The organism is Pseudaquabacterium rugosum (assembly GCF_038066575.1).
Classification (GTDB): Bacteria; Pseudomonadota; Gammaproteobacteria; order Burkholderiales; family Burkholderiaceae_C; genus Pseudaquabacterium; species Pseudaquabacterium rugosum.
This window is the reverse complement of sequence record NZ_JBBUTF010000016.1, coordinates 86,763-113,024: the sequence shown is the minus strand read 5'-3', so window position 1 is coordinate 113,024 and position 26,262 is coordinate 86,763. Positions and strand designations below refer to the sequence as shown.

26 protein-coding genes are annotated in these 26,262 nt (G+C 71.2%); 8 read left to right on the top strand and 18 right to left on the bottom strand.

All coding sequences use genetic code 11. The features are described 5' to 3' along the window. Positions 1 to 7 precede the first annotated feature (7 nt). Positions 8 to 421 carry a YbaN family protein gene (locus AACH11_RS17450; protein ID WP_341375535.1) on the bottom strand — a complete coding sequence of 138 codons (414 nt, stop codon included), beginning with the start codon at positions 419 to 421 and terminating at the stop codon, positions 8 to 10. Between the two features lie 137 nt (positions 422 to 558). Here AACH11_RS17450 and AACH11_RS17445 point away from each other — a divergent pair, with 137 nt between their 5' ends. The 4 genes from AACH11_RS17445 to AACH11_RS17430 all read left to right on the top strand — a co-directional run bounded on the left by AACH11_RS17445 (position 559) and on the right by AACH11_RS17430 (position 3,899). Beyond that, on the top strand, positions 559 to 1,104 hold the full coding sequence (locus AACH11_RS17445; RefSeq protein WP_341375534.1) for a hemerythrin domain-containing protein: 546 nt from the start codon (positions 559 to 561) through the stop codon (positions 1,102 to 1,104). Between the two features lie 37 nt (positions 1,105 to 1,141). Next, on the top strand, positions 1,142 to 2,215 hold the full coding sequence (locus AACH11_RS17440) for a LysR family transcriptional regulator (RefSeq protein ID WP_341375533.1): 1,074 nt from the start codon (positions 1,142 to 1,144) through the stop codon (positions 2,213 to 2,215). A 49-nt stretch (positions 2,216 to 2,264) separates the two neighbouring features. Further along, a complete protein-coding gene (locus tag AACH11_RS17435) occupies positions 2,265 to 3,425 on the top strand; it encodes an alpha-hydroxy acid oxidase (protein ID WP_341375532.1) in 1,161 nt (386 codons plus the stop codon). A gap of 201 nt (positions 3,426 to 3,626) precedes the next feature. Next, positions 3,627 to 3,899 (top strand): hypothetical protein, encoded by a 273-nt coding sequence (locus AACH11_RS17430; protein ID WP_341375531.1) that lies wholly within the window; start codon positions 3,627 to 3,629, stop codon positions 3,897 to 3,899. Positions 3,900 to 3,954: 55 nt separating this feature from the next. On the opposite strand, the gene ypfJ is transcribed toward AACH11_RS17430, so the two are convergent. From ypfJ to AACH11_RS17375, 11 genes are all read right to left on the bottom strand, one after another. Beyond that, on the bottom strand, positions 3,955 to 4,875 hold the full coding sequence (gene ypfJ, locus AACH11_RS17425; RefSeq protein WP_341375530.1) for a KPN_02809 family neutral zinc metallopeptidase: 921 nt from the start codon (positions 4,873 to 4,875) through the stop codon (positions 3,955 to 3,957). A 117-nt stretch (positions 4,876 to 4,992) separates the two neighbouring features. After that, positions 4,993 to 5,562, bottom strand: a complete 570-nt coding sequence (gene dcd / locus AACH11_RS17420; RefSeq protein WP_341375529.1) for a dCTP deaminase — start codon at positions 5,560 to 5,562, stop codon at positions 4,993 to 4,995. Between the two features lie 103 nt (positions 5,563 to 5,665). Further along, the gene (locus AACH11_RS17415; RefSeq protein WP_341375528.1) at positions 5,666 to 6,523 is read right to left on the bottom strand and encodes a 23S rRNA (adenine(2030)-N(6))-methyltransferase RlmJ; all 858 of its coding nucleotides are present in this window, start codon (positions 6,521 to 6,523) and stop codon (positions 5,666 to 5,668) included. Beyond that, complete coding sequence (locus AACH11_RS17410; protein ID WP_341375527.1) at positions 6,472 to 6,903, bottom strand: ribbon-helix-helix domain-containing protein; 432 nt, start codon at positions 6,901 to 6,903, stop codon at positions 6,472 to 6,474. Before AACH11_RS17410 ends, AACH11_RS17415 begins: the two co-directional genes overlap by 52 nt. Positions 6,904 to 7,017: 114 nt before the next feature. Beyond that, positions 7,018 to 7,593: a DJ-1/PfpI family protein gene (locus AACH11_RS17405; RefSeq protein ID WP_341375526.1), complete on the bottom strand. Its 576-nt coding sequence runs from the start codon at positions 7,591 to 7,593 to the stop codon at positions 7,018 to 7,020. 140 nt (positions 7,594 to 7,733) lie between these two features. Continuing rightward, a complete protein-coding gene (locus AACH11_RS17400; RefSeq protein ID WP_341375525.1) occupies positions 7,734 to 9,476 on the bottom strand; it encodes a cation:proton antiporter domain-containing protein in 1,743 nt (580 codons plus the stop codon). 285 nt (positions 9,477 to 9,761) lie between these two features. After that, on the bottom strand, positions 9,762 to 10,484 hold the full coding sequence (locus AACH11_RS17395; RefSeq protein WP_341375524.1) for an ABC transporter ATP-binding protein: 723 nt from the start codon (positions 10,482 to 10,484) through the stop codon (positions 9,762 to 9,764). Positions 10,485 to 10,503: 19 nt separating this feature from the next. Further along, the gene (locus AACH11_RS17390) at positions 10,504 to 11,283 is read right to left on the bottom strand and encodes an ABC transporter ATP-binding protein (protein WP_341375523.1); all 780 of its coding nucleotides are present in this window, start codon (positions 11,281 to 11,283) and stop codon (positions 10,504 to 10,506) included. A 37-nt stretch (positions 11,284 to 11,320) separates the two neighbouring features. Next, positions 11,321 to 12,403 carry a branched-chain amino acid ABC transporter permease gene (locus AACH11_RS17385; RefSeq protein ID WP_341375522.1) on the bottom strand — a complete coding sequence of 361 codons (1,083 nt, stop codon included), beginning with the start codon at positions 12,401 to 12,403 and terminating at the stop codon, positions 11,321 to 11,323. Positions 12,404 to 12,440: 37 nt separating this feature from the next. Further along, entirely contained in the window at positions 12,441 to 13,364 is a 924-nt protein-coding gene (locus AACH11_RS17380) for a branched-chain amino acid ABC transporter permease (RefSeq protein WP_341375521.1), read from the bottom strand. A gap of 436 nt (positions 13,365 to 13,800) precedes the next feature. Further along, complete coding sequence (locus AACH11_RS17375) at positions 13,801 to 15,372, bottom strand: replication-associated recombination protein A (RefSeq protein WP_341375520.1); 1,572 nt, start codon at positions 15,370 to 15,372, stop codon at positions 13,801 to 13,803. 178 nt (positions 15,373 to 15,550) lie between these two features. Here AACH11_RS17375 and AACH11_RS17370 point away from each other — a divergent pair, with 178 nt between their 5' ends. Further along, a complete protein-coding gene (locus AACH11_RS17370) occupies positions 15,551 to 16,081 on the top strand; it encodes a chemotaxis protein CheW (protein ID WP_341375519.1) in 531 nt (176 codons plus the stop codon). Between the two features lie 24 nt (positions 16,082 to 16,105). Here the strand turns inward: AACH11_RS17370 and AACH11_RS17365 are convergent, their stop codons facing one another. From AACH11_RS17365 to AACH11_RS17350, 4 genes are all read right to left on the bottom strand, one after another. Next, positions 16,106 to 17,131: an ATP-grasp domain-containing protein gene (locus AACH11_RS17365; protein ID WP_341375518.1), complete on the bottom strand. Its 1,026-nt coding sequence runs from the start codon at positions 17,129 to 17,131 to the stop codon at positions 16,106 to 16,108. Beyond that, on the bottom strand, positions 17,128 to 17,763 hold the full coding sequence (lolA, locus tag AACH11_RS17360; RefSeq protein WP_341375575.1) for an outer membrane lipoprotein periplasmic chaperone LolA: 636 nt from the start codon (positions 17,761 to 17,763) through the stop codon (positions 17,128 to 17,130). The genes AACH11_RS17365 and lolA overlap by 4 nt, the downstream gene beginning before the upstream one ends. A gap of 104 nt (positions 17,764 to 17,867) precedes the next feature. Beyond that, entirely contained in the window at positions 17,868 to 20,465 is a 2,598-nt protein-coding gene (locus AACH11_RS17355; RefSeq protein WP_341375517.1) for a DNA translocase FtsK, read from the bottom strand. A gap of 93 nt (positions 20,466 to 20,558) precedes the next feature. Next, complete coding sequence (locus tag AACH11_RS17350; RefSeq protein ID WP_341375516.1) at positions 20,559 to 21,230, bottom strand: Crp/Fnr family transcriptional regulator; 672 nt, start codon at positions 21,228 to 21,230, stop codon at positions 20,559 to 20,561. A gap of 282 nt (positions 21,231 to 21,512) precedes the next feature. Between AACH11_RS17350 and trxB the strand changes: the two genes are divergently transcribed. The 3 genes from trxB to rpmG all read left to right on the top strand — a co-directional run bounded on the left by trxB (position 21,513) and on the right by rpmG (position 23,241). Continuing rightward, a complete protein-coding gene (trxB, locus tag AACH11_RS17345; RefSeq protein ID WP_341375515.1) occupies positions 21,513 to 22,469 on the top strand; it encodes a thioredoxin-disulfide reductase in 957 nt (318 codons plus the stop codon). A 323-nt stretch (positions 22,470 to 22,792) separates the two neighbouring features. Beyond that, positions 22,793 to 23,026 (top strand): 50S ribosomal protein L28, encoded by a 234-nt coding sequence (gene rpmB, locus AACH11_RS17340; protein WP_341375514.1) that lies wholly within the window; start codon positions 22,793 to 22,795, stop codon positions 23,024 to 23,026. A 44-nt stretch (positions 23,027 to 23,070) separates the two neighbouring features. Next, positions 23,071 to 23,241: a 50S ribosomal protein L33 gene (gene rpmG / locus AACH11_RS17335; protein ID WP_341375513.1), complete on the top strand. Its 171-nt coding sequence runs from the start codon at positions 23,071 to 23,073 to the stop codon at positions 23,239 to 23,241. Positions 23,242 to 23,592: 351 nt separating this feature from the next. On the opposite strand, the gene AACH11_RS17330 is transcribed toward rpmG, so the two are convergent. Both AACH11_RS17330 and AACH11_RS17325 read right to left on the bottom strand, forming a co-directional pair. Beyond that, entirely contained in the window at positions 23,593 to 24,819 is a 1,227-nt protein-coding gene (locus AACH11_RS17330) for a DesA family fatty acid desaturase (protein WP_341375512.1), read from the bottom strand. 168 nt (positions 24,820 to 24,987) lie between these two features. Beyond that, entirely contained in the window at positions 24,988 to 26,247 is a 1,260-nt protein-coding gene (locus AACH11_RS17325; RefSeq protein ID WP_341375511.1) for an RsmB/NOP family class I SAM-dependent RNA methyltransferase, read from the bottom strand. Positions 26,248 to 26,262: the final 15 nt, after the last annotated feature.

Here is a 26,262-nt window from a genome sequence, read left to right as displayed (position 1 = left end):
CGCGACATCAGCGCGAGGGCAGCCGCGCCATCCACAGCCCGACCGCGGCACAGCACACGGCCGGAATCCAGCCCACCCGGGACGGCAGCGCCCACAGCGCCCAGACCGAGCTCAGCGCCATCATCGTCCAGGCCAGACGCTTGGCGCGCAGCGGGATCGCGCGCCGGGCGCGCCAGTCGCGCACCAGCGGACCGAAGCGCGGATGGGCCAGCAGCCAGCGCTCCCCGCGCGGACTGCCCCGCGTGAAGCAGAAGGCCGCCAGCAGCACGAAGGGCGTGGTCGGCAGCAGCGGCAGGAACAGCCCCAGCAGGCCCAGCGCCAGCGCCGTGACGCCGCCGGCCAGCCACAGCGCACGCAGCCAGGCCGGACGCGCCGCAGGCGGGGCGGGCGGCTCGGGCGGTGGCACGGCGGGCAGGTTCATGCCCCCGATGCTAACCAGCGCCGCGGCCGGGGCGGCGCGCCCGCAGGCGGTGGCCCGCCCTTGCGCTGCCACAATCCCGCACCGCTCCGGCCCGCCTATGCTGGAGCGCCCTGCGACTGTCCTGCCCGAACCCACCCATGCCCACCCTGACCTGGTCCGACGACCTCGCCCTGCAACACGCCGAGATGGACCACACCCATCAGGAGTTCGTCGACCTGCTGGCCGACTGCGAGGCCGCGCTGCAGGCCGAGCCGGCCGAGCTGCTGGCGCGCTGGCAGCGCCTGGTCGACCACACGGTCGAGCACTTCGGTCAGGAAGACCGCTGGATGGCGGCCACCGGCTTCGAGCCCGAGAACTGCCACAGCTTCCAGCACAAGGCCGTGCTCGACGTGATGAAGGAATGCGCGCGCCGCGCCGGCCTGGCCGAGCAGCCCGACTTCGAGCCGCTGAAGCTGGCCGTGGCCGAGCTGGCGATCTGGTTCCCGCAGCACGCCCGCCAGATGGACGCCGCGCTCGCCGGCCACATGGAAAGCCTGGGCTACGACGCGGCCACCGGCACGCTGCGCAGCCCGATCGCCGAGGACGCGCAGCGCATCAGCGGCTGCGGCGGCAGCAGCTGCCACACGGCCGAGGACGCCCCGGCCGACACGCCGGCAGCCGAGAGCGCCCCGGCCACCGCCTGAGGCCGCGGCGCGGCCGGCACGCGGGTACAGTCCCGCCATGCCGCCCCCCACCGCCCCGCTGCGCCTGCCGTCGATCGACGGCCTGCGGGCCTTCGAGGCCGCGGTGCGGCTGGGCAGCATCGAACGCGCCGCCGACGAGCTGCACATCACCGCCAGCGCCGTCAGCAAGCGACTGGCGACGCTGGAGGAGCTGCTGGGCACCGCGCTGCTGCAGCGCACGGCCAAGCCGCTGGCGCCGACGGCCGCCGGCCGCGAGTACCTGCAGCAGGTGCGCGCCGCCCTCGACCTGCTGGCCGCCGTGCCGCTGCACCAGCGCCCGCCGCCCAGCCTGCAGCGCCTGCGCGTGACGCTGCCGCCGACCTTCGCGCGCCAGATCGTGGTGCCGCACCTGCAGAGCTTCACCGACACGCACCCGCACATCGAGCTGGAGGTGCTGCTGTCGATCCCCTTCCTGTCGACCCAGCCGGCCGACAGCGACATCGAGGTCCATGCCGCCGCCGCCGACGACCTGCCCGGCACCCAGCCGGCCGGAGCGGTGCTGCTGGCCGATGTCGTGCTGCCGGTGGCCGCGCCGGCCCTGCTGGCGCGCCTGCCGGCGCTGCGCACGCCGGCCGATCTGGCGCAGGCCCCGCTGCTGCGCACGCCGCTGGAGCCCTGGACGCCCTGGCTGCGCGCCGCCGGCCTGGACTGGCCGGAGCCGGCCGCCGGCCCGCGCCTGGTCGACCTCGGCCTGACGCTGGAGGCCGCCGTCTCCGGCCAGGGCGTGGCGCTGGCACGGCCCAGCCTGGCGCGCCACTGGCTGGACAGCGGCACGCTGCGCCCGCTGTTCCCGCTGGCCGTGGCCTCGCCCTACCCCTACCGGCTGCGTCCGCACGCGGCCGACGGCCCGGCCGCCGAGTTCGCCCACTGGCTGCGCCGGCTGTGCGCGACGCTGCAGGCCGACGCCACGCAGTGGCTGCAGGCGCTGCAGCACGCGGACGAGCCGCGGCCCTCCCCGCTGACGCCGACCGCCACGGGCGCGCCCCCGCCGACGCCTGCGCGGACGGCCGGATCCAGCCCGGCACCCGCGCACCGCACCACCCCGGAAGCCGGTTCTTCCGCCCGCGCCTGAAGAAGTTTCCGCACCGGTGGCCGGCGGCCTCGCTAGCATCGCCGCCACCATGACCGTCATCACCTGCATCGAAGACCTGCGGCAGCTCTACGAGAAGCGCGTGCCGCGCATGTTCTACGACTACGCCGACAGCGGCTCGTGGACCGAGGGCACCTACCGCGACAACGAATCGGCCTTCCGCCGCATCAAGCTGCGCCAGCGCGTGGCGGTCAACATGGAGAACCGCAGCACCGCGGTGACGATGGTCGGCCAGGCCGCGAAGATGCCGGTGGCCATCGCCCCGGTCGGCCTGACCGGCATGCAGCATGCCGACGGCGAGATCCACGCCGCACGCGCCGCCGAGAAGGCCGGCATCCCCTTCACGCTGTCGACGATGAGCATCTGCTCGATCGAGGACATCGCCGAACACACCTCGGCGCCGTTCTGGTTCCAGCTCTACATGATGCGTGACCGCGACGCGATGGCCCGCATGATCGCCCGCGCCAAGGCCGCGAAGTGCAGCGCACTGGTGCTGACGCTGGACCTGCAGGTCATCGGCCAGCGCCACAAGGACCTGAAGAACGGTCTGAGCGCCCCGCCACGGCCGACGCTGGGCAACCTCGTCAACCTGGCCACCAAGCCGCGCTGGTGCCTGGGCATGCTGGGCACGAAGCGCCACACCTTCCGCAACCTGGTCGGCCACGTGAAGGAGGTCAGCGACATGAAGTCGCTGGCGGCCTGGACCAACGAGCAGTTCGACCCGCGCCTGAGCTGGGCCGACATCGCCTGGGTCAAGGAACAGTGGGGCGGCAAGCTGATCCTCAAGGGGATCATGGAGGTGGTGGACGCCGAGCTGGCGGTGCAGGCCGGCGCCGACGCCATCGTCGTCAGCAACCACGGCGGGCGCCAGCTCGACGGCGCACCGGCCAGCATCGACGCGCTGCCGGCCATCGTCGCCGCGGTGGGCGACAAGACCGAGGTCTGGATGGACGGCGGCATCCGCTCCGGCCAGGACGTGCTCAAGGCCTGGGCGCTGGGCGCCCGCGGCACGATGATCGGCCGCGCGATGGTCTACGGCCTGGGCGCGATGGGCGAGGCCGGCGTCACCAAGGCGCTGCAGTGCATCCACAAGGAACTGGACGTGACGATGGCCTTCTGCGGCCACACCCGGCTGACCGACGTCGGCCGCCACATCCTGGTGCCCGGCACCTTCCCGCAGACCGCTGGTTGAGGGTTGAGGGCTGACGGCGGCTCCGGCCCGGGCGGCGTGGCGGGCCGGTCCCGGCAGACCCGTTCCGGCCGCGCGATGGCCGGAGCCACACGGGCCGCCCCCCGCTTTTTCGGGATTCGGGTTTACCCGTGCATCGCCTACAGTGACGGGACACGGCCACGCGCCGCCCCCTCACCCCGCCTGCCGCCCGGAAGCCCGACCATGACCCTGCAACAACTCAGTGCCATCAAGCGCTGGCACCTGCTGCACCACAAGGGCGCCTCGGTCGAGATCCGGATCTGGGACCTGGTGCTGATGTGCTGGCTGGTCGGCTGGATCGGCACCCTGCCCTCGGTGCTGCTGTCCTCGGGCGGTGGCTTCACGGCCTGCATGCTGCTGTTCATGACGCCGCGCGGCTATGTGCGGCTGCGTCGGCGCCTGCACCGGCGCGGCCTGCTGCGCTGCGACTGGCTGACCAGCCTGGGCCGCGGCTGAGGCCCGGCGTCCGCCCGGCACCCGCCCGGACGCGGGCGGACTGGGGCAGCGTGCGTCAGCGCGTCTCGCGCACCGCCGCGAAGGTGTTGCACTGGCTGGTCTGGCCGCTGTCGTGGCCGCGGCGGAACCAGCTCACGCGCTGCGCGCTGCTGCCATGGGTGAAGCTCTCGGGCACCACCGTGCCCTGGCCCTTGCGCTGCAGCGTGTCATCACCGATCTGGCTGGCGGCGTTCAAGGCCTCCTCCAGGTCGCCCTGCTCCAGCCAGCCCTTGCCCTGCTGCGAGTGGTGCGCCCAGACGCCGGCCAGGCAATCGGCCTGCAGCTCGACGCGCACCGACAGCGCATTCATCTGCACCTCCGAGACGCGACCGCGCTGCTGGTCGACCTGATCGGTGATGCCCAGCAGGTTCTGCACGTGGTGGGCGACCTCGTGCGCGACGACATAGGCCTGGGCGAAGTCGCCCGGTGCGCCGAGCTGGCGCTGCAGCGTGTCGAAGAAGCCGAGGTCGATGTAGACCTTGCGGTCACCCGGGCAGTAGAACGGGCCGGCGGCGGCCTCGCCGCGGCCGCAGGCGGTCTGGGTGGCGCCGCGGAACAGCACCAGCACCGGTTTCTCGTAGACGCGGCCGGCGGCCTTGAACTGGGCCGTCCAGACATCCTCGGTGTCGGCCAGCACGGTGGCGACGAAGGCCGCGCGCGGGTCGCTGTCCGCCGCCACGCCGCCGCGGGTCGCGCCACGCTCGGCCGGCTGCACGATGGCCGCAGGATCGGTGCCGCCACTGAGCACACCCAGCACCGTCAAGGGATTGATGCCGAAGATCCAGCCAGCCAGCAGCGCGACCGCCACCGTGCCCAGGCCGATGCGGCCGCCGCCCAGACGCACGCCGCTGCCACTACCACCACCACCGCCCAGACCTCCGCCTGCCCCGCGACGGTCCTCGATCTGGTCGCTCTGGCGCTGGCCTTCCCACTTCATCGGTGTACTCCCCGGATCTGACAGACGCCCGGCAGGAACACCGGACGAGCCGGGATTGTGCCGCCGCGGGCCGCCTCGGCGGCCGCGGCGACGACGGCCCGCGGTCAGCGCGCCCGATCAGGTCTTGGGCAGCGTGACGCCCGTCTGGCCCTGGTACTTGCCACCGCGGTCCTTGTACGAGGTCTCGCAGACCTCGTCGCTCTCGAAGAACAGCACCTGGGCGCAGCCCTCGCCGGCGTAGATCTTGGCCGGCAGCGGCGTGGTGTTGCTGAACTCCAGCGTCACGTAGCCTTCCCACTCGGGCTCGAAGGGCGTGACGTTGACGATGATGCCGCAGCGGGCGTAGGTGCTCTTGCCCAGGCAGACGGTCAGCACGTTGCGCGGAATGCGGAAGTACTCGACCGTGCGCGCCAGCGCGAAGCTGTTGGGCGGGATGATGCAGACGTCGGCGTTGATGTCGACGAAGCTCTTCTCGTCGAAGTTCTTCGGGTCCACCACCGAGCTGTAGACGTTGGTGAAGACCTTGAATTCCGGCGCGCAGCGGATGTCGTAGCCGTAGCTGGAGGTGCCGTAGCTGACGATCTTGTGGCCATCGGGCGACTGGCGCACCTGGCCCGGCTCGAACGGCTCGATCATGCCGTGCTGCTCGGCCATGCGCCGGATCCACTTGTCGCTCTTGATGCTCATGCGCGTGCCCTGGGGCGGTCGTCGGAAGACCCTGATTCTAGGCGGCGGGGTGCCGGCGGCCGGGGCCCGATCCCCAGGCTGACATGCGCCAGCGCAGCCGCCCTCACTTCAGGTCCATCTCCAGCAGCTGCGCGGCGCCGCGGCCCTGGCCCAGGCGCTCGACCAGCACCGGCAGCGACTCGCGCAGCGCGGCGCCGAGGGTGTGCGGCGGGTTGAAGATGAACATCCCCGAGCCGAACATGCCGAAGCCGTCGGGCCCGGGCTCGCCCACCGTCAGCCGCACGTGCAGCCAGCCCTTGCGCGCGTGCTCGCGGGCCAGCACCTTCAGCCGCACCGGCAGCTGCTGCGATTCGCGCAGCACCAGCTGCGGATACCAGACGGCGATCATGCCCTCGCCGAAACGGCGCATCACCTCCTCGCAGGCGACCTTGACGGCCTGGTAGTCGGTCTTGATCTCGTAGGACGGGTCCATGAAGACCAGGCCGCGCCGGGTCGGCGGCGGCAGCTGGGCCTTCAGCGCGGCGAAGCCGTCGGCCTTCTTGATCTCGACGCGGCGGTCGCCGTCGAACAGCTGGCTCAGCAGCGGCGCGTCGGTCGGATGCAGCTCGAACAGGCGCAGCTGGTCCTGCTCGCGGGCGAGCTGCTGCGAGATCAGCGGCGAGCCGGGATAGCGGGTGAGGTCGCCGGCGCCGCCATTGCAGGCGCGCACCTGGGCGATGTAGTCCGACAGCAGCGGCGGCAGGCCACCGCTGCCCCACAGGCGGCCGATGCCGTCGACGAATTCGAGCCGCTTCTGCGCCTGCGGCGCGTTCAGCTGGTAGAGGCCGGCACCGGCGTGGGTGTCGACCAGGCGCCAGCCCTTGTCCTTGGCGTTCAGGTGGCGCAGCAGCGCGACCTGGACGGCGTGTTTCAGGACATCGGCATGGTTGCCGGCATGGAAGGCGTGACGGTAGGCGAGCATAGGGGCGCGAGCATAGCCGCGCCGGCGCGCGATCGGGCCAGGCGCGCCTCGTCGGCCAGCACCTGGTCGACATCGAGCGTGCGGATCGGCCGATCGACGGCCCGCGGCACCAGGCCGTCGGCCATCAGGCAGGCGTAGCGCAGCGCGCTCACGCGCAGGAAGGACGCGAAGTTGCCGATCTCGCCGCGGGCGGCGGTCAGCTCGTCCCACAGGCGTTCGAGCAGCTGGGCCAGGCTCAGCCCGTCGCGCGCGGCGATCTCCTGCAGCACCCGCCAGTGCAGGTTCTCCAGGCGGATGCTGGTGACCACGCCGTGCAGGCGCACCGAACGGGTCCGGCAGGCGTAGTCGTCGGGATCGGCTTCGATGAACAGGCGGCACATGGACGGCAGGCGCGACGGAGCTCGCGCACGGAAGACGGCAGGCCGGCATCATCGGTGCGGGCGGGGCCGGCGGGCAAGCGCAGGGACCCGCGGTCGGCCGGCGCGGCCCGGGGCTCAGGTCTGGACGCGCGTGCCCAGCACCTCCAGGAACTGCGCGATCCAGGCCGGATGGGCCGGCCAGGCCGGCGCCGTCACCAGCCGACCATCGGTGACGGCGGCGTCGATGGCCACGCCCATGTACTCGGCGCCGGCCAGTTCGACCTCGGTCTGGCAGGCCGGATAGGCGCTGACGCGCCGGCCCTTGAGCAGGCCGGTGGCCACCAGCAGCTGCGCGCCGTGGCAGATCGCGGCCACCGGCTTGTCGTTGAGCAGGAAGTGGCGCACGACGTCGACCACGCGGCTGTTCATCCGCAGGTACTCGGGCGCCCGGCCGCCGGGCACCAGCAGCGCGTCGCAGGTCGCCGGGTCGATCTGCTCGAAGGCGGCGTTGAGGATGAAGCGGTGGCCGGGCTTCTCGGTGTAGGTCTGGTGGCCCTCGAAGTCGTGGATGGCGGTGGCCACCCAGTCGCCGGCGCGCTTGTCGGGCGCCACCGCCAGCACCGTGTGGCCGAGCGCCTGCAGCGCCTGGAACGGCACCATCGCCTCGTAGTCCTCCATGAAATCACCGCACAGCATCAGGATCCGGCTCATCGATCGCTCCTCGGGGTCAGGCTGCCGGGCCCTGCCGGCCCGGTGGCACGGATCGTCGGCCAGCCCCTGTGCGGGCGGGTAACAACGGGCTGCTGCAGCGGCGGACGGCCGGGGCGCCGCGCCACACCACGCCCCGCCGCTCAGGCCGGCTGGGCCGGCGCCTGCGGCCAGGTCGGGGCCGCCGCCGGCGGCGCCACCCGCAGCTGCTGGGCCTGCCGCACCAGCGCCTCGGCCAGCACGGCCTCGGCGGCCAGCCAGTGCAGCGCCGGATCGGGCGCCGGGCAGTCGGCCAGGCCCTGGGTGCCGCCGACGATGATGGGCAGCTCGGGCCGCAGCAGCCGCACCTGCTCGGTGATCGCACCGACGGCCATCGCGTCATCGAGCGCCAGCACCAGGCAGCCGGCGCGGTGGATGTGGGCCTGCACCAGGGCCAGCGGATCGGTCGGCTCGCCGCAGACGGCGGCCACGCCGGCCGCGCGCAGGGCCTCGACCCGCTGGCGCTGCGGGTCGATCACCACCAGCGCGACCGCGGCCGCGTGCAGGCCGTCGGCGACGGCCTCGGCCAGGGCGCCGCGGCCGGCCACCACCACCTGACCCTGCAACAGATCGTGGCCGGTCGACGCCGGCAGCGCGGCCAGCGGGTCCTCGCGCGCATCGAGCCGGCGCGCCCAGCCCGAGCGCGCCAGGATCCAGCGCTGCAGCGGCTCGATGGCCGCGAACAGCGCGCTGTTGAGCGCGATCGACAGCAGCGCGCCGGCCAGCACCAGGCTGCGCCCCTCCTCCGGCAGCAGACCGAGGGCGACGCCCAGGCCGGCCAGGATGAAGGAGAACTCGCCGATCTGCGCCAGGCTGACGCCCACCGTCAGCGCGGTGTTCAGCGGATGGCGCAGCAGCAGCACCAGCGCGATCGCCGCCAGTGTCTTGCCCAGCACGATGACGGCCACCACCGCCAGCACCTTGAACGGCGACTGCAGCAGCACCGCCGGATCGAACAGCATGCCCACCGAGACGAAGAACAGCACGGCGAAGGCATCGCGCAGCGGCAGCGATTCATCGGCCGCACGGTGGCTGAACTCGCTCTCGCGCAACATCATCCCGGCGAAGAAGGCGCCGAGCGCGAACGAGACATCGAACAGCGCCGCCGCGCCGACGGCCACGCCGACCGCCACCGCCACCACCGCCAGCCGGAACAGCTCGGCCGAGCCGGTGCGCGCGACCCACCACAGCGCCCGCGGCAGCAGCCGCCGGCCGACGACCAGCATCAGCACGATGAAGGCCCCGACCTTGGCCAGCGTCAGGCCGAGGGCCGACCACAGGCCGGCGGCGCCCGCCGCCGTGGACGCGTCCGCAGCCGGCTGCAGCAGCCCGGCCAGCGCCGGCAGCAGCACCAGCACCAGCACCATCACCAGATCCTCGACCACCAGCCAGCCGACCGCGATGCGGCCCTGGCCGGTGGCCAGCTGCCCCCGGGCTTCCAGCGCGCGCAGCAGCACCACCGTGCTGGCCACCGACAGGCTGAGGCCGAAGACCAGCGCGGCCGCGGTCGACCAGCCCCAGGCCAGCGCCAGGCCGGCGCCCATGGCGAGCGCGACCAGGATCTGCACCAGCGCGCCGGGCACCGCGATGCGGCGCACCGCCATCAGGTCCTGCAGCGAGAAATGCAGGCCGACGCCGAACATCAGCAGCATCACGCCGACCTCGGCCAGCTGGCCGGCCAGGCCGACATCGGCGACGAAGCCCGGCGTGTGCGGGCCGATCAGCACGCCGGCCAGCAGATAGCCGACCAGCGGCGGCAGGCGCAGCTGCACGGCGACCAGACCGAGGGCGAAGGCCAGGCCGAAGCCGGCGGCGAGGGTGGCGATCAGGCTGATGTCGTGCGGCATCGTCGGGTCCTGTGGGCACCGGCGCCGGCCCTGGCGGGACCGGCCGCGGGCGCGGCGCGAAGGAGGAGCCCTGTGGAACGGGGCCCGGCGGTGTCAGGCCCCACCCGCAGCGCGCGCGCCGCCCGGCCAGGCGGCGGGCGGGGGGCAGGCGACGGGGAGCGGCCTCCCTGAGGGAAGGCCGGGGCGCGCACAAGTTCCGTCCCGCGCCGAGGCGGGACGAAAAAAAACGGCACCCGTGGTGGGTGCCGTCGGGGGCAAGGGGCCGGTGGCCCCACCGCCGGAGCCTCAGGCGCCGAGGTAGGCCGCCTGCACCTTCGGATCGGCCAGCAGATCGCGGCCCAGACCGGTCATCGTGATCTCGCCGGAGTCCATCACGTAGCCGCGGTTGGCCAGCGCCAGCGCACGGCTGGCGTTCTGCTCGACCAGCAGGATCGTGGTGCCGCGCGAGTGGATGTCGGCCACCACCTCGAAGATCTTGTCGACCATGATCGGCGACAGGCCCATCGACGGCTCGTCGAGCAGCAGCACCTTGGGCCGGGCCATCAGCGCACGGCCCATGGCCAGCATCTGCTGCTCGCCGCCGGACATCGTGCCGGCCAGCTGCTCGGCGCGCTCCTTCAGCCGCGGGAAGATGGCGAACACCTTGTCGATGTCGGCCTCGATCTCGTCGTCGTCGCGGATGAAGGCGCCCATCTGCAGGTTCTCGACGATGGTCATGCGGGTGAAGGTGCCGCGGCCCTCGGGCACCATCACCAGGCCCTGGCGCACCAGATCCCAGGCGCCCTGGCCCTTGATGCTGCGGCCCAGGTAGCGGATGTCGCCGTCGCCCACCGGCTGCAGGCCGGTGACGGCCTTCAGCGTGGTGGTCTTGCCGGCACCGTTGGCACCGATCAGGCTGACCAGTTCGCCCTCGCGCACCTCGAAGTTGGCGCCCTTGACGGCCTGGATGCCACCGTAGGCGACCTTCAGGCCCTGGACCTCCAGCAGCACGTTCTTGGAATTCGTCATCTCTTCGTCCTCGCGGTGGTCAGTGCGCGCCCGCGCCCAGATAGGCCTCGATCACCTTCTCGTTGCGCTGCACCTCGGCCGGCGTGCCCTCGGCGATCTGCTTGCCGTAGTCCAGCACGGTCACGCGGTCGCACAGGCCCATCACCAGCTTCACGTCGTGCTCGATCAGCAGGATGGTGCGGCCGTCGTTGCGGATGCGGTCGATCAGCTCGCGCAGCACCACCTTCTCGGTGGCGTTCATGCCGGCGGCCGGCTCGTCGAGCGCGATCAGCTTCGGATCGGTGGCCAGGGCACGGGCGATCTCCAGACGGCGCTGGTCGCCGTAGCTCAGCGTGCGCGCCTTGAACTCGGCGTACTTGCCGATGCCCACGTAATCCAGCAGCTGCTGGGCACGCTCGCGGATCGCGGCCTCCTCGGCCTTGAACGACGGCGTGCGCAGCAGCGCACCGATCAGGCCGGAGCGGGTGCGCACGTGGCGCCCGACCATCACGTTCTCCAGCGCCGTCATCTCGGCGAACAGGCGGATGTTCTGGAAGGTGCGGGCGATGCCGGCGCGGGCGACCTGGTGCACGGCCTCCGGCCGGTAGGGCTGGCCGCCGAGCTCGAAGCTGCCGGCGTCCGGCGTGTACAGGCCGGTGATGACGTTGAAGAAGGTGGTCTTGCCGGCGCCGTTGGGGCCGATCAGGCCGTAGACCTGGCCGGCACCGATGGTCATGCCGACCTCGGACAGGGCCTGCAGGCCGCCGAAGCGCTTGGACACGCCGGCCACCTTCAGCACGGCTTGGGGGTTCGCGTTCATGGGTGCGCGATCTCTCGTGTTCGGGGTGGACGAAGGGTCAGCGGCCGGCCGGCTGGGCCGCGGCCTTGCCGTGCTCGGGCGAGGGCCACAGGCCGCGCGGACGCAGCAGCATGATGACGATCATGGCGAGTGCGATCAGCAGCTGGCGCAGGATGGCGGCGTCCAGACGGCCATCGGTCATCGCCTGCAGCGGGCCGGCGACATAACGCAGCACCTCAGGCAGCGCCGACAGCGCCACCGCGCCGACGATCACGCCCGGGATGTGGCCGATGCCGCCCAGCACCACCATCGCGACGATCATCACCGACTCCTGCAGCGAGAAGCTCTCCGGCGAGATGAAGCCCTGGAAGGTCGAGAACATGACGCCCGAGACGCCACCGAAGGTCGCGCCCATGCCGAAGGCCAGCAGCTTCATGTTGACGGTGTTGATGCCCATCGCCTTGGCGGCGATCTCGTCCTCGCGGATGGCCATCCAGGCGCGGCCGATGCGGCTGTCCTCCAGGCGGTAGCACAGCACCACGCTGATGATGACCAGCGTCAGGAACAGGTAGTAGTACAGCGTCACCGACGGCAGCTCGAAGCCACCGATCTGCAGCGGCTTGCCCAGATCCAGGCCGAAGATCTTCAGCGAGTCGATCTGCGCGAGGCCCTTGGGGCCGTTGGTGATGTTGACCGGCGCGTCCAGGTTGTTCATGAACACGCGGATGATCTCGCCGAAGCCCAGCGTGACGATGGCCAGGTAGTCACCGCGCAGGCGCAGCGTCGGGGCGCCGAGCGTGACACCGGCGATGCCCGCCAATGCCGCCCCCAGCGGGATCACCAGCCAGATCGGCGTGTGCAGCCCGGTCGGGAACATCGCGCGGAAGGCCTCGAAGTTCTCGCTCAGGTGCGGGCTGGCGAGCAGGCCGAACATGTAGGCGCCGACCGCGTAGAACGCGACATAGCCCAGATCCAGCAGGCCGGCGTAGCCGACCACGATGTTCAGACCGAGCGCCAGCAGCACGTACAGCAGCGCGATGTCGATGATGCGCACCCAGGCATTGCCGGCCTGCTGCGCGATCAGCGGCAGGATCAGCAGGCCGATGGCGGCCAGCAGGAAGACGCCAAGCTTGTTCTTCATGGTGGGAGTTCTCGTGTGTGTCGTCGTCCGGTGGCGATCAGGCGCGGTCGGCCACGCGCTCGCCCAGCAGGCCCTTCGGGCGCAGGGTCAGCACGAGGATCAGCACGATGAAGGCGAAGATGTCCTGGTAGTGGCTGCCCAGCAGACCGCCGGTCAGGTCACCGATGTAGCCCGAGCCGAGGGCCTCGATCAGGCCCAGCAGCACGCCACCGACCATCGCACCGGCCAGGTTGCCGATGCCGCCGAAGACCGCCGCGGTGAAGGCCTTGAGGCCGGGCAGGAAGCCCATCGTGTGCTGCACCGAGCCGTAGTTGGCGGCCCACATCACGCCGGCCAGCGCGGCCAGCGCGGCGCCGATGATGAAGGTGGCGGAGATCACCTTGTCCGGCTGCACGCCCATCAGGGCGGCCACGCGCGGGTTCTCGGCCGTGGCGCGCATCGCGCGGCCCAGCTTGGTCTTGTTGACCAGGAACATCAGGCCGGCCAGCGTGACCGCGGTGACCACCAGGATCAGGATCTGCGTGGTGTTGATCACCGCGCCACCGATGTCGAAGGGCTGGCTCGGCAGCAGGATCGGGAACGGCTTGTAGTTCGGCTTCCAGAGGATCATGGCCAGGGTCTGCAGCAGCAGGCTCATGCCCATGGCGGTGATCAGCGGGGCCAGGCGCGGCGCGGTGCGCAGCGGCCGGTAGGCGATCTTCTCGATCGTGAAGTTCAGGGTCGCGCACACCACCATCGCGGCCACGGCCGCCAGCAGCAGCAGCAGCCAGCCCGGCAGACCGGAGTCGCCGAGCCAGGTGACGACGGTCCAGGCGGTGAGCGCGCCCACCATCAGCACCTCGCCGTGCGCGAAGTTGATCAGGCTGATGATGCCGTACACCATCGTGTAGCCCAGTGCCACGAGCGCATACATGCTGCCCAGCACCAGACCGTTGATGATCTGCTGGAGGAAGATTTCCATGGTCTTGCGGACTCCGTGCTCGCCCGCCAGGACCGGGGGCGCTGTGTTCTTGGATCGTCCATGACAGCAAGAAGTCGGCCAGCCCGGGCGGGCGGCGTCCGGTGGCGGGGCGCCGGACCGGTGCGCCGGTCCGCCGCGCGGCGGCGCGACCACCGGCAGACGGTCGCGATGGCGCCGCACGGGCCCTTGTCCATCCCCTGTCGTCCCAGGGAAAGCGGGGGGCGGACGGAGGCGGCGAGCCGCGGATGGCCGCCCCAGCGGTCGATCGGCAGGGCCGTGCGGCACCGACCGGGGCGCGGGCCGATCGGCCGTCCAGGGTCGCACCGCGTGGCGGCGACCCGGCCCCGCGGGACGGAAAGCCGACGCCCCCGCACCGCCACGGCCACACGGGGACGGGATTCCGTCAGACCGGGCTCAGTCCGGTCTCAATCCGGCCTCACGGCGGATCGCCGCCGTCACCATCACCGTCGCCGTGCCCGGCCGCGCCGGCCTCGGCATTGCGCTGGCGCAGGTCGGCCAGCCGCTGGCCGATCTTGAGCTCCAGCCCGCGCGGCACCGGCTCGTAGAAGCGCTGGCCTTCCAGGCCCTCGGGCAGATAGCTCGCGCCGGCGGCGAAGCCGTCGGGCTCGTCGTGCGCATAGCGGTAGCCGGCACCGTGGCCGAGGTCCTTCATCAGCCGCGTCGGCGCGTTGCGCAGGTGCGCAGGCACCGGCCGGCTGCCGTCGGCCCGCACCAGGGCCAGCGCCTGCTTCCAGCCGGCATAGACGGCATTGCTCTTGGGCGCGACGGCCAGGTAGACCACCGCCTGGGCCAGCGCCAGATCGCCCTCGGGCGAGCCCAGACGCTCCCAGGTGGCGGCGGCCTCCAGCGCCAGTTGCAGACCGCGCGGATCGGCCAGGCCGATGTCCTCGGCGGCCATGCGCACGACCCGGCGGGCGACGTAGCGCGGGTCGACCCCGCCATCGATCATGCGCGCCAGCCAGTACAGCGCGGCGTCCGGATCGCTGCCGCGCACGCTCTTGTGCAGCGCGCTGATCGCGTCATAGAACTGGTCGCCGCCCTTGTCGTAACGGCGCAGCAGCTCGCCGAGGGTGGCCTCCAGCTGGGGCTCGTCGATCAGGGGCGTGGGCGGGGCCTCGCCCACGACCGCGCCGGGGGCGGCCGGCGACGCGGGCGCGCACAGCGTGAACACCACCTCACAGGCATTGAGCAGGCGCCGCGCGTCGCCGTCGGCATGGCCGATCAGCCGGGCCTGGGCGGCGGGCGTCAGGCCGGGGGCCTGCAGCAGCACGCGGGCGCGCTCGACCAGCTGCGCCAGATCCTCGTCGGCGAGCGAGCGCAGCACATGGACGGTGGCACGCGACAGCAGCGCGGAGTTGACCTCGAAGGACGGGTTCTCGGTGGTGGCCCCGATGAAGGTGAACAGGCCCGACTCGACGTGGGGCAGAAAGGCGTCCTGCTGCGCCTTGTTGAAACGGTGGACCTCGTCGACGAAGACGACGGTGGCGCGGCCGGCACGGCGCGCCAGCTGGGCCTGCTCGACCGCCTCGCGGATGTCCTTGACCCCGGCCAGCACCGCGCTGAGGACGACGAAGCGCGCACCCGGCGCATCGGGCGCGCTGCCCGGCGTGCGCGCGGCGGCGGCCACCAGGCGCGCCAGCGTGGTCTTGCCCACCCCGGGCGGCCCCCACAGGATCATCGAGTGCAGGCGGCCGCTGTCGCAGGCCACGCGCAGCGGCTTGCCCGGGCCCAGCAGGTGGCGCTGACCGATCACCTCGTCGATCGTGCGCGGGCGCAGGCGCTCGGCCAGCGGCGCTCCGGCACCGGCGGGCGCGCCGGCCGCCGCCCCGACCGGATCGTCGCCGGCCGACGGCCCCGCCTCGGGGACGGCATCGGTCGGCGCCTCCGCGTCGAAACCGAAGAGCCCATCCTGGAGCGCCGTGTCGGCGCCCGGACGCGGGGCGCGCGTGCCGCGCCCACGCGCGGCCCCTGAGGAACGATCAGACATGGCGGGATTGTCTCAGGGCCGGCCCGGACGTCCGGCATCGCCGCACGGGCGCACTTCAGTCCGCGCCCGTGCGGCCGAAGACCCCCCTGAGCCGCCACCCCGGCCGGTGCGGACCCGCTGTCCGGCCCGCACCGCCACCGGGAGCAGGACGGCCGATCCTCGTCACAGGACCCTGACAATGAGTGCCCACTCCGCCCTTGAATCCCAAGCCGTCTCGCAGGCCGCCGCGGCCGGCGTCGTCACCGGCACCCCACGCGAGGTGCTGTCGTTCAAGCTCGGTGCCGAGGAATACGGCATCGACATCCTGAAGGTGCAGGAGATCCGCGGCTACGAGCAGCCCACGCGCATCGCCAATGCGCCCTCCTTCATGAAGGGCGTGGTCAATCTGCGCGGGGTGATCGTGCCCATCGTCGACATGCGCATGCGCTTCGCGCTCGACGAGATCAAGTACGACGCCTTCACCGTCGTCATCATCCTGAACATCGGCCACCGCACGGTGGGCATCGTCGTCGACTCGGTCAGCGACGTGCTGGACCTGCGCACCGACCAGATCAAGCCGGCGCCGGAGTTCAACGGCACCATCGACTCGGCCTACATCACCGGCCTGGGCACGGTGAGTTCCGGCGACACCGAACGCATGCTGATCCTGCTCGACATCGAGGGCATGATGGCCAGCGCCGAGATGGGGCTGATGGACACGCTGCAGTGACGCCGCCGCCGACCGGCGGGCCGCTCAGTCCGCCGGATGGCCGCAGGCCGCCAGCACCGCGCCGGCCAGGTTGATGCCGAGCCGCGCCGACTGCCCGGCATAGGCACAGCTGACGCGCGGATTGATCTCGATGGCCACCGGCCCGAGACCGCCGTGCCAGACCAGATCGACGCCGACGAAGCCGCGCAGCCCCGGCAGTGCCGCCCGCACGCGGTCGGCCAGGCGCTGCAGCGCGCGGCGCCGCGGATCGGCCGCGGCCAGCGCACCGACCTCGACCCCGGCATAGCGCACGCCACCGTCGACATCGACCGTCACCTGCTGGCGGTTCAGGCTCAGCAGTTGCGCCTGACCGGAGGTGCACAGCAGCGAGACGCTCATCGCCTCGCCCTCGACCCAGGGCTGCAGCGTCACCCCCTCGCCGGTCGCGCGCCGGGCCTGGGCCCGGGCCTCGGCCGCCGCCGCGTCGTCGAACACCTCGGTGGCCACGCAACCCGCGCCGTCATCGGGCTTGACCACCCAGCGCGAGGCGGCATCGGCCAGCCGCAGCGCCAAGGGCGTCAGCACACCGTGGTCGGCCAGCGCCTGCAGCGTGCGCATCTTGCTGGAGGCCACCGCGATGGCCTGCGCGTCACAGCCGATCCAGCGCCGCTCGCCGGCCAGGTTCAGACAGGCGGCCAGCAGGCCATCGCTCTCGGGCGCGACCATCCAGGCCAGGTCGACGCCCTGCAGCAGCCGGCGCGCGAAGTCCAGCGGCGTCTCGCCCGGCTCGGCCCGCCAGACCTCCTGGTGGGCGCCGGCGGCCCACGGGGCATCCGCACAGTCGGCCACCCGCAGCCGCAGCCGGCCGGCCCGCACCGCCGGCAACGCCTGCAGATCGGCCAGCATCGCGTCGCGCATCGCGCGGCCCTGCGCCAGCAGCGCGGCGTGGCCGGCCGGGTCCTCACCGGAAACCGCCGGGCCGCCGCCCGTTTCCGGGCCCGCCGCGGACACCAGACCGCCCGCGGTCAGGAACTCATGGACCAGCAGCGTGCGGACGCCCGCCCCGCTCACGGCGACACCAGGTCGGCGCCCTTGGGCGGCGTGAAGCGGAAGGCGTCGTCGGCGAAGGCGACATGGGTCTGCAGCTCGCTGAACTGCAGCAGCGAGCGCTGACCGAAGGCATCGACGATCTCGAGCGCGGCCAGCGCCGTGCCGCGGAAGCCCACCGCCAGCTGGCGCAGCTGGCCGTCCTTGCCCCTGGGCAGGGCCTGCACCCAGTCCAGGCCGTCGCGTGCCGGCAGCGCCTTGAGCTCGAAGTCGCGCTCGATCTGGTTGCCGGCCAGCAGCGCGGCCGGCGTCGCACCGAGCGCCTGGTCCATCGACCGCACCGTGACCTGGTTGAGGTCCGGATCGTGCAGCCAGACCTTGCGGCCGTCGGCCACGATCAGCTGCTCGAACGGCTTCTCGTAGACGAAGCGGAAGCGGTCGGGCCGCATGAACTCGAAGCGCCCGCTGCTGGTCTTGCGCCGCGCGCCGTCAGGCGAGGTCACGGTCTGGGTGAAGCGGGCGCGCGCGCTGCGCACCTCCTGGTTGAACTGGCGCAGGGTGGCCAGCGCATCGGCCGCCTGCACCGGACCCGTCGCCAGGGCCAGCGCCCCCAGCCCACCGGCGGACAACCAACGCCCGGCCCGCGGGGCCACCATCCCGGACAGCAGACGGCCCAGGGCCCGACGACGCTCATGCACGCTCATGCTCCGACTTTCTCTCACGGGTACGGACGGCCGCCCGCGGGGCGCCGCCACACACCTCATTCCTCGCGCTTGGGGATCAGCAGGTCCCGGTTGCCGTTGGACGACAGGGCCGAGACCAGACCGGACTTCTCCATCTGCTCCAGCAGCCGCGCCGAACGGTTGTAGCCGATGCGCAGATGGCGCTGGACCAGGCTGATCGAGGCCTTGCGGTGCTGCAGCACCACGGCCACGGCCTGGTCGTACAGCGGATCGGACTCGTCATCGCCACCGCCGGTTCCCCCGCCACCGCCGCCGGACTCGGCCTCACCGTCGAGCACCCCGCCTTCGAGGATGCCCTCGATGTAGTTCGGCTCGCCCTGGCTCTTGATGAACTCGACCACCCGGTGGACCTCGTCGTCGGAGACGAAGGCGCCGTGCACGCGCACCGGCAGCCCGGTGCCCGAGGGCATGTAGAGCATGTCGCCCATGCCCAGCAGCGCCTCGGCACCCATCTGGTCGAGGATGGTGCGGCTGTCGATCTTGCTGCTGACCTGGAAACTGATGCGCGTCGGAATGTTGGCCTTGATCAGGCCGGTGATCACGTCGACCGAGGGCCGCTGCGTGGCCAGGATCAGGTGGATGCCGGCCGCGCGCGCCTTCTGCGCCAGGCGGGCGATCAGTTCCTCGATCTTCTTGCCGACCACCATCATCAGGTCGGCCAGCTCGTCGATGACCACCACGATGTGCGGCAGGCGGTCCAGCGGCTCCGGCTCCTCGGGCGTCAGGCTGAACGGGTTGGGGATCTTCTCCTCCCGTGCGGCCGCGTCATCGATCTTCTTGTTGTAGCCGGCCAGGTTGCGCACGCCCATCTTGGACATGAGCTTGTAGCGCCGCTCCATCTCGCCCACGCACCAGTTCAGCGCGTTGGAGGCCTGCTTCATGTCGGTGACCACCGGGCACAGCAGGTGCGGAATGCCCTCGTAGACGCTCATTTCCAGCATCTTCGGGTCGATCAGGATCAGGCGGACATCGCGCGCCTCGGCCTTGTAGAGCAGGCTCAGGATCATCGCGTTGATGCCCACCGACTTGCCCGAGCCGGTGGTGCCGGCCACCAGGCAGTGCGGCATCTTGGCCAGATCGGCCACCACCGAGGCGCCGATGATGTCCTTGCCCAGGCCCATGGTCAGCAGCGAGCCGGCCGCATGGTAGACCTGCGAGCCCAGGATCTCGGCCAGACGGATGGTCTGGCGCCGGGCATTGGGCAGCTCCAGCGCCATCGTGTTCTTGCCCGGAATGGTCTCGACCACGCGGATCGACACCAGCGACAGCGCGCGTGCCAGATCCTTGGCCAGGTTGACCACCTGCGAGCCCTTGACGCCGGTGGCCGGCTCGATCTCGTAACGCGTGATCACCGGGCCCGGCGAGGCGGCCACCACGTGCACCTCGACGCCGAAGTCCTTGAGCTTCTTCTCGATCAGGCGGCTGGTCATCTCCAGCGATTCGGGCGTGACCGTGTCCTGACGCTGCGGCGGCGCATCCAGCAGATCGACCTTGGGCAGCCGGGTATCGGCCAGTTCGGTGAACAGCGGCTGCTGACGCTCCTTGACCAGGCGCTCGCTGGGCAGCGCCTCGGGCGGTGGCGGCTGGATGATGCGCGGCGCGGCCCGCGGCGGCAGGGCCGCCGGCACCGGCATCGGCACCGCGGCCGCAGCGGCCTCCCACGGCGGCGGGGCATCCAGGGGCAGCACGCCATCGGCATCGGGCACGGCGTCGGGCGCGGGGCGCATCGCCGGTGGCGCGAGATCGAGGTCCAGCGCCTCGCTCAGCCGCGGCGGCTCGCCTGCGCTCGGCGCGGCAGCGCGGCCGGCGTCATCGGCCCGGGGCTCGTCGAAACCGGGCTCGTGGCCGGCACGGGCGGCCAAGGCCGCGTCATGGGCCCGCTCGGCCGCCATCGCGCGGGCGATGCGGCGGTCCTGCCGAGCCTCCTGTGCGGCAGCGCCGGCCTGGAACAGCCCCTCGATGCGCTCACCGATCGCGTCGGCCGCACGGGCCCAGGAAAAGCGCATCGCGAGCGCAGCCGCCCAGACCCCGACGGCGATCCACAGCACACCCGAGCCCTCGAAGCCCAGCCAGCGCACCGACGGCGCGCCGATCAACGCGCCCAGCACACCGCCGGACTGCCCGCCGGGCAGCAGCGGATCCAGCCGGTAGAGGCGGCTCCATTCGAGTGCACAGCTCGCGCACAGCAACAGCGCGGTGCCCGCCCAGTAGCTCCAGCGCGCGTCCAGACCGACCGCCTGCTGCAAGGCCAGCGGATCCCCGCCCGCGGCCTCGGCCGCATCGCGGCGCAGCCACAGCACCAGCATCGCCAGCCAGTCACGGGCCGCGACGATCACCAGCCACCAGATCGACAGCCCGCCGCCGAACAGCAGCAGATCCGACACCCAGGCCCCGAGCAGACCGGCCGCGTTGTGCAGCGGTACCCCCGGCAGACCGCTGGTGGAGAAGGCCGGGTCGGCCGGATCGTGGGTCACCAGGGCCATGACCGCGAACAACCAGGCCAGGCCGCCGCCGAGCAGCCACAGCTGCAGCCGCCAACGCGGCATCGGCCGCGGCGGTCGCGGCGCGCTCGGCGCGGCGGATTCACCGCGCAGGATTCCCAGCGTGTAACTCATGGCGGGGATTGTGTCCGATCACCACGGCCCGCCCCGCCGGACCGGCGCCGCAGTGGGCACTCACATGGCGCTGCGCCGGTGGGCGCGGACCGCTCAGGCCTCCTCGGTCGCGCGTTCCTTGATGATGACGGCGCCGTTGTCCTGGGTCTCGATGACGCCGCGCTCCTCCAGGTCCTTCATGACCCGGCTGACCATCTCGCGCGAGGCGCCGACGACCTTGGCCATGTCCTGGCGCGAGACCTTGTTGCGGATCAGCTTGACGCCGTTGACGTCCTCGGCCATCTCCAGCAGCGTGCGGGCGACGCGGCCGTAGACGTCCAGCAGCGCCAGCGACTCGATCTGGCGATCGGCATGGCGCAGCCGGCGCACCAGGCCGCGCAGGATGGCGTAGCTCAGCGAGGAGTGCTCGGGCAGGCAGCGCTGGAAGTCGGCGCGGCCGAGGATCAGCATGTCGGTCTGCACCTCGCAACGCACGGTCGCCGAGTGGGCATCGTTGTCGATCAGGCTCATCTCGCCGACATAGTCGCCCGACTCGAGCACGGCGAGGATCACCTCGCGACCCCGCGTGTCGGCCGTCAGCACGCGGGCGCGGCCGTTCAGCAGGATGAACAGCGCATTGCTCTTGCGCCCCTGCTCGACGACCAGCTCCCCACGCCGGAATCGCCGCTTGACGACGCTGTCGGCGATGGCCTGCGCCTGCTCGTTGGTGAGCATGGAAAACAGGGGCACGCGCCGGATCAGGTCTAGATTGGTCAGCATGGACATGGTGTGATCCTTTCCTCTCGCGCTGCAGTGTCCGTGAAGCGGCGACGTGAACAAGTAGCGAGGTGTGGCCCCTTTGACGCCCTTTTCCAGCCCGTCACCGCACAGGGTTAGAGCAGGCCGACAGAGGTGGCACGCCACCCCTGGTCGCCACCGCGACCAGGGTTCACGTGACATTGTGCCGGGCAACCCGGGCCGGGGCGGGGTCGACAACGACGTGTGACAATTCCTGGCACCAAACATCCTCCATCAGCGACGGCCATGCGGCCGCGCCCCGCCCGACCCATGAGCTCCTCCCCCATCCATGCCCAGGTGCTGATCCTGGGCTCCGGCCCGGCCGGCTACACCGCCGCCATCTACGCCGCACGTGCCAATCTCAAGCCGCTGCTGGTCACCGGCATGGCGCAAGGTGGTCAGCTGATGACCACCACCGAGGTCGACAACTGGCCGGCCGACGTGATGGGCGTGCAGGGCCCGGAGCTGATGGAGCGTTTCCAGAAGCACGCCGAGCGCTTCAACACCCAGATGGTGTTCGACCACATCAACGAGGTGCAGCTGGGCCAGCGCCCGTTCCGCCTGAAGGGCGACAGCGGCGAGTACACCTGCGACACGCTGATCATCGCCACCGGCGCATCGGCCAAGTACCTGGGCCTGCCGAGCGAGGAAGCCTTCATGGGTCGCGGCATCAGCGCCTGCGCCACCTGCGACGGCTTCTTCTACCGCGGTGACGTGGTGGCGGTGGTCGGCGGCGGCAACACCGCGGTCGAGGAAGCCCTGTACCTGTCGAACATCGCCAGCAAGGTGCATCTGGTGCATCGCCGCGACAAGTTCCGCGCCGAGGCCATCATGATCGACAAGGTCATGTCCAAGGTGGCCGAGGGCAAGATGGAGCTGCACCTGTACAACACGCTCGACGAGGTGCTGGGCGACGCCAGTGGCGTGACCGGCGTGCGGCTGAAGGACGTCAACACCGGGGCGACGAAGGACGTGCCGGTCAAGGGATGCTTCATCGCCATCGGTCACCAGCCCAACACCGGCATCTTCGACGGCCAGCTGCAGATGAAGGACGGCTACCTGATCACCCGCGGCGGCCACGAGGGCTTCTCGACGATGACCAGCGTGCCCGGCGTGTTCGCCGCCGGCGATGTGCAGGACCACGTCTATCGCCAGGCCATCACCTCGGCCGGCACCGGCTGCATGGCCGCACTCGACGCCCAGCGCTTCCTCGAGCAGCAGGGCTGAGTGAGCGACGCCGCGCAGGGGCGCGGCATCCTCGTGCGACCGGGCCGCTGCGCGGCACCCGGTTTCTGGCTATAATCAGCGTCTTTGCCGAAAGCGGCCGCACCTCATTTCCCCTGCCGAAAGCAGGAGCCGGAGATGGAGGTGACCGGCTGCTTCGCGGGGTGTGGCGGGCGGAGCGGACCTGAAAAGGTCCATCGGCTTCGTGCGCTGTCCCGTCGGCACCCCCAATGGGCAAGTACCAAGGGTGGCCCGGTCCGCGAGGACCGCGGTGCTCGTGCTCTGCTTGCCGTGCCTGCAACAGTCAAAGTTCCTGGAGAAGCGTCATGGCACGCGTCTGTCAAGTCACGGGCAAGGGCCCGATGGTGGGACACCATGTCTCCCACGCCAACAACAAGACCAAGCGTCGCTGGCTGCCGAATCTGCAGTACCGTCGTTTCTGGGTCGAGAGCGAGAACCGCTGGGTGCGCCTGCGCATCAGCAACGCCGCTCTGCGCCTGATCGACAAGGTCGGCATCGACCAGGTCCTGGCCGATCTGCGCGCCCGCGGCGAGATCTGATCTCCGCCCTCCCCTTCCACTGACGAATCCCACAGGAGCCCATCATGGCAGCCAAAGGCGGACGCGAGAAGATCAAGCTGGAGTCCACGGCCGGCACCGGTTTCTTCTACACCACGGCCAAGAACAAGAAGACCACGCCCGAAAAGCTGGAATTCATGAAGTTCGATCCGAAGGCCCGCAAGCACGTCCTGTTCAAGGAAGTGAAGCTGAAGTGATGCCCGGCGCCCTCGCGGCGCCCTCGCATCGCCTTCGAAAGCCCGCCCTCCGGCGGGCTTTTTCTTTTTCGGGCGCCGCTGTCGTGCGAAGACACGCTCGACACCTCGGGCGCATGCATCGGCCCAGCACGAATCACACTGGGGCCACACTGGGGCGCAAGGCCTCCCATCGTGGAACGCCATGGCGTGACGTCCGCGGATGCCGAGAGGCAAGGATCCTGGCCCGCAGGCACCGGGACACCCCACCTCCATCCCGTCCGCACCATGAAAAAAGCGCCCCTCAGGGCGCTCTTGATGATCGGACGGGAGGCCAACGCCACACACGGCGCGCCACCCCCATCCACTGCGCGATCAGACCACCCGGGCCGCGCGCAGACGTTGCGAGAACTGGGCCAGCGCATCGATCCCGCTGGCCTCCGCCTTCTTGCACCAGGCCTGCAGGTCCAGCACCAGCTGCTCGGCCGACACATTCGTGCGGGTCCACAGCAGGCGGAGCTCCTCGCGCATGGCCACCAGCTTGGCCAGCTGGGGGCTGTTCTCGACCGCGGCCGCCAGCTGCGGGCGCACGTCCTGGGGGATCTTCTCCTCGTCGCGGTGCAGCCAGCGCATGGCCTGCTGCAGCTCACCGATGCGGGCCGCGGCACCGCCCTTGGACTGCTGGTTGCGCAGTTCGGTCGCGCAGGCCGCACGCAGCTCCTTCGCGTAGCGGGCCATCACCTCGTAGCGGTTGGCGATGATCGCCTCCAGCGTCTTGCTGTCGGCCACCGGCTTGACGTCGCCTTCACCCAGACGGGGAATGGTCTTGCGGACCTTGGCCCAGCCCAGCTTCTCCAGACCACGGATGTAGAGCCAGCCGATGTCGAACTCGTAGGGCTTGACCGAGAACTTGGCCGACGTGGCGAAGGTGTGGTGGTTGTTGTGCAGCTCCTCGCCACCGATCAGGATGCCCCAGGGCACGACATTGGTCGATGCGTCGGCCGCCTCGAAGTTGCGGTAGCCCCAGTAGTGACCGATGCCGTTGATCACGCCGGTCGCCCAGACCGGGATCCACACCATCTGGATCGCCCAGATCGTCAGCCCCAGACCGCCGAACAGCGCGAGGTTGATGATCAGCATCAGACCCACGCCCTGCCAGCTGTAGCGGGTGTAGAGGTTGCGCTCGATCCAGTCATCGGGCGTGCCGTGGCCGTACTTCTTCAGCGTCTCGGCGTTGTGCGCCTCGGCACGGTAGAGCTCGACACCGGTCAGCAGCAGGGCCTTCAGGCCACGGGTCTGCGGGCTGTGCGGGTCCTCTTCGGTCTCGCACTTGGCGTGGTGCTTGCGGTGGACGGCGACGAACTCCTTGGTCACCATGCCCGTGGTCAGCCACAGCCAGAAACGCAGGAAGTGCGAAGGCACCGGGCCGAGTTCGAGGGCCCGGTGGGCCTGCGAACGGTGCAGGAAGATGGTCACGCCACAGATCGTCAGGTGCGTCACGATCAGGGTGTAGAGCGTGACCTGCCACCAGGTTGCCTCGGCCCACAGGCCGTGCGCAAGCCAGTTCACCAGCGCGTCGGTCAGAGTCGTCATCATGTTCATCGGTGAATCTTGCCACCCGCGCCAGCGGCGCTGCTGCGCCCGGGGCGGGCGCTGGCCTCCCGTCCGAGGCGGACGGAACTCTCAATTGTAGGCATGACCGCCTTCCACAAGACCTTGAATTGCGTCAGGTCATGGACCCTGACAGACCCAGATCAAGGGAAGAGGTGATCAGCGCCGCTGCCAGGCCGCCGCGAAGAACCCGTCGGTCCCGTGGCGATGCGGCCACGCACGCAGGTAAGCGCCTTCGACCAGGGCCCCGGCATCGGCCACATGGGCCTTCTCCAGGCACTCGACCACCGGCAAGGGCTCGAAATCGGGATGCGCGGCGGCGAAGGCATCGGCCACCTTCTCGTTCTCGTCGGGCATCAGGCTGCAGGTCGCGTAGACCAGCCGCCCCCCCGACTTGACCATGCGCGAGGCGCTGGCCAGGATCGAGCCCTGCAGCGTCTGCAGCTCGGCGATGTCCTTCGGGCCCTGACGCCACTTCAGGTCGGGGTTGCGGCGCAGGGTGCCCATGCCCGAGCACGGCGCATCGACCAGCACGCGGTCGATCTTGCCGGCCAGGCGCTTGACCCGCTCGTCGCGCTCGTGCGACAGCTGCGCCGGATGCACGTTGGACAGCCCGCTGCGCGCCAGCCGCGGCTTGAGCGCGTCGAGCCGGTGGCCGGAGACATCGAACGCATACAGCCGGCCGGTCGAGCGCATGGCCGCGCCCAGCGCCAGCGTCTTGCCGCCCGCGCCCGCACAGAAATCGACCACCATCTCGCCGCGCTTGGCGTCGACGAGGGCGGCCAGCAGCTGACTGCCCTCGTCCTGCACCTCGACATCGCCGCGGTTGAACAGCGCGAGCTTCTGCAGCGCCGGCTTGCCCGCGATGCGCAGACCCCAGGGGGAATACGGCGTCGGCCGGGCATCGATGCCGAGGGCCTGCAGCTCGGCCAGGATGTCCTCGCGCCGGGCCTTGAGCGTGTTGACGCGCAGATCGAGCGACGCCGGCGCGTCGAGTGCGGCCACCAGGGCCCAGAAGCCCTCGTCACCCAGGGTCTGGCGCAGGGAGGCGGCCAGCCAGTCGGGCAGGTTGTGGCGCTGCTTGTCGGCGAGGCCGTTGACGTCGATGGCCTTGATCTGCTCGAGCCAGGCGATCTCGTTCGGGCCGAGCGCGGCGCGCAACGGTTTGCTGTCGCCGGCCCAGGCCAGCAGGGCGAGCCGCCGTTCGAGCGCACCGTGGCCGCTCTGGGCCAGATGCTGGTAACGGGTACGCCGGCGCAGCACCGCATAAGCGGTCTCAGCCAGCACATGGCGCTCGCGCGGACCGAGGACGCGCTGGCGACGGAAGAATTGGGAAACGATGCTGTCAGCCGGGGCGTCCAGCTTCAGCACGGTGCGGACCAGCTCGGTGGTCAGGTCCAGCAGGGCAGAAGGATGCATGCCCCGATTATCCCC

What these genes read in the sequence shown, in the direction of transcription:
- AACH11_RS17415 (WP_341375528.1), bottom strand. Translation starts at nt 6,523, where the DNA reads ATGCTCGCCTACCGTCACGCCTTCCATGCCGGCAACCATGCCGATGTC.
- AACH11_RS17390 (WP_341375523.1), bottom strand. Translation starts at nt 11,283, where the DNA reads ATGAACGCGAACCCCCAAGCCGTGCTGAAGGTGGCCGGCGTGTCCAAG.
- rpmB (WP_341375514.1), top strand. Translation starts at nt 22,793, where the DNA reads ATGGCACGCGTCTGTCAAGTCACGGGCAAGGGCCCGATGGTGGGACAC.
- AACH11_RS17400 (WP_341375525.1), bottom strand. Translation starts at nt 9,476, where the DNA reads ATGCCGCACGACATCAGCCTGATCGCCACCCTCGCCGCCGGCTTCGGC.
- AACH11_RS17450 (WP_341375535.1), bottom strand. Translation starts at nt 421, where the DNA reads ATGAACCTGCCCGCCGTGCCACCGCCCGAGCCGCCCGCCCCGCCTGCG.
- lolA (WP_341375575.1), bottom strand. Translation starts at nt 17,763, where the DNA reads ATGGTGGCCCCGCGGGCCGGGCGTTGGTTGTCCGCCGGTGGGCTGGGG.
- AACH11_RS17410 (WP_341375527.1), bottom strand. Translation starts at nt 6,903, where the DNA reads ATGTGCCGCCTGTTCATCGAAGCCGATCCCGACGACTACGCCTGCCGG.
- AACH11_RS17350 (WP_341375516.1), bottom strand. Translation starts at nt 21,230, where the DNA reads ATGTCCATGCTGACCAATCTAGACCTGATCCGGCGCGTGCCCCTGTTT.
- AACH11_RS17380 (WP_341375521.1), bottom strand. Translation starts at nt 13,364, where the DNA reads ATGGAAATCTTCCTCCAGCAGATCATCAACGGTCTGGTGCTGGGCAGC.
- AACH11_RS17330 (WP_341375512.1), bottom strand. Translation starts at nt 24,819, where the DNA reads ATGAACATGATGACGACTCTGACCGACGCGCTGGTGAACTGGCTTGCG.
- AACH11_RS17385 (WP_341375522.1), bottom strand. Translation starts at nt 12,403, where the DNA reads ATGAAGAACAAGCTTGGCGTCTTCCTGCTGGCCGCCATCGGCCTGCTG.
- rpmG (WP_341375513.1), top strand. Translation starts at nt 23,071, where the DNA reads ATGGCAGCCAAAGGCGGACGCGAGAAGATCAAGCTGGAGTCCACGGCC.
- AACH11_RS17355 (WP_341375517.1), bottom strand. Translation starts at nt 20,465, where the DNA reads ATGAGTTACACGCTGGGAATCCTGCGCGGTGAATCCGCCGCGCCGAGC.
- AACH11_RS17375 (WP_341375520.1), bottom strand. Translation starts at nt 15,372, where the DNA reads ATGTCTGATCGTTCCTCAGGGGCCGCGCGTGGGCGCGGCACGCGCGCC.
- AACH11_RS17395 (WP_341375524.1), bottom strand. Translation starts at nt 10,484, where the DNA reads ATGACGAATTCCAAGAACGTGCTGCTGGAGGTCCAGGGCCTGAAGGTC.
- AACH11_RS17370 (WP_341375519.1), top strand. Translation starts at nt 15,551, where the DNA reads ATGAGTGCCCACTCCGCCCTTGAATCCCAAGCCGTCTCGCAGGCCGCC.
- AACH11_RS17325 (WP_341375511.1), bottom strand. Translation starts at nt 26,247, where the DNA reads ATGCATCCTTCTGCCCTGCTGGACCTGACCACCGAGCTGGTCCGCACC.
- AACH11_RS17440 (WP_341375533.1), top strand. Translation starts at nt 1,142, where the DNA reads ATGCCGCCCCCCACCGCCCCGCTGCGCCTGCCGTCGATCGACGGCCTG.
- ypfJ (WP_341375530.1), bottom strand. Translation starts at nt 4,875, where the DNA reads ATGAAGTGGGAAGGCCAGCGCCAGAGCGACCAGATCGAGGACCGTCGC.
- trxB (WP_341375515.1), top strand. Translation starts at nt 21,513, where the DNA reads ATGAGCTCCTCCCCCATCCATGCCCAGGTGCTGATCCTGGGCTCCGGC.
- AACH11_RS17445 (WP_341375534.1), top strand. Translation starts at nt 559, where the DNA reads ATGCCCACCCTGACCTGGTCCGACGACCTCGCCCTGCAACACGCCGAG.
- AACH11_RS17405 (WP_341375526.1), bottom strand. Translation starts at nt 7,593, where the DNA reads ATGAGCCGGATCCTGATGCTGTGCGGTGATTTCATGGAGGACTACGAG.
- dcd (WP_341375529.1), bottom strand. Translation starts at nt 5,562, where the DNA reads ATGAGCATCAAGAGCGACAAGTGGATCCGGCGCATGGCCGAGCAGCAC.
- AACH11_RS17430 (WP_341375531.1), top strand. Translation starts at nt 3,627, where the DNA reads ATGACCCTGCAACAACTCAGTGCCATCAAGCGCTGGCACCTGCTGCAC.
- AACH11_RS17435 (WP_341375532.1), top strand. Translation starts at nt 2,265, where the DNA reads ATGACCGTCATCACCTGCATCGAAGACCTGCGGCAGCTCTACGAGAAG.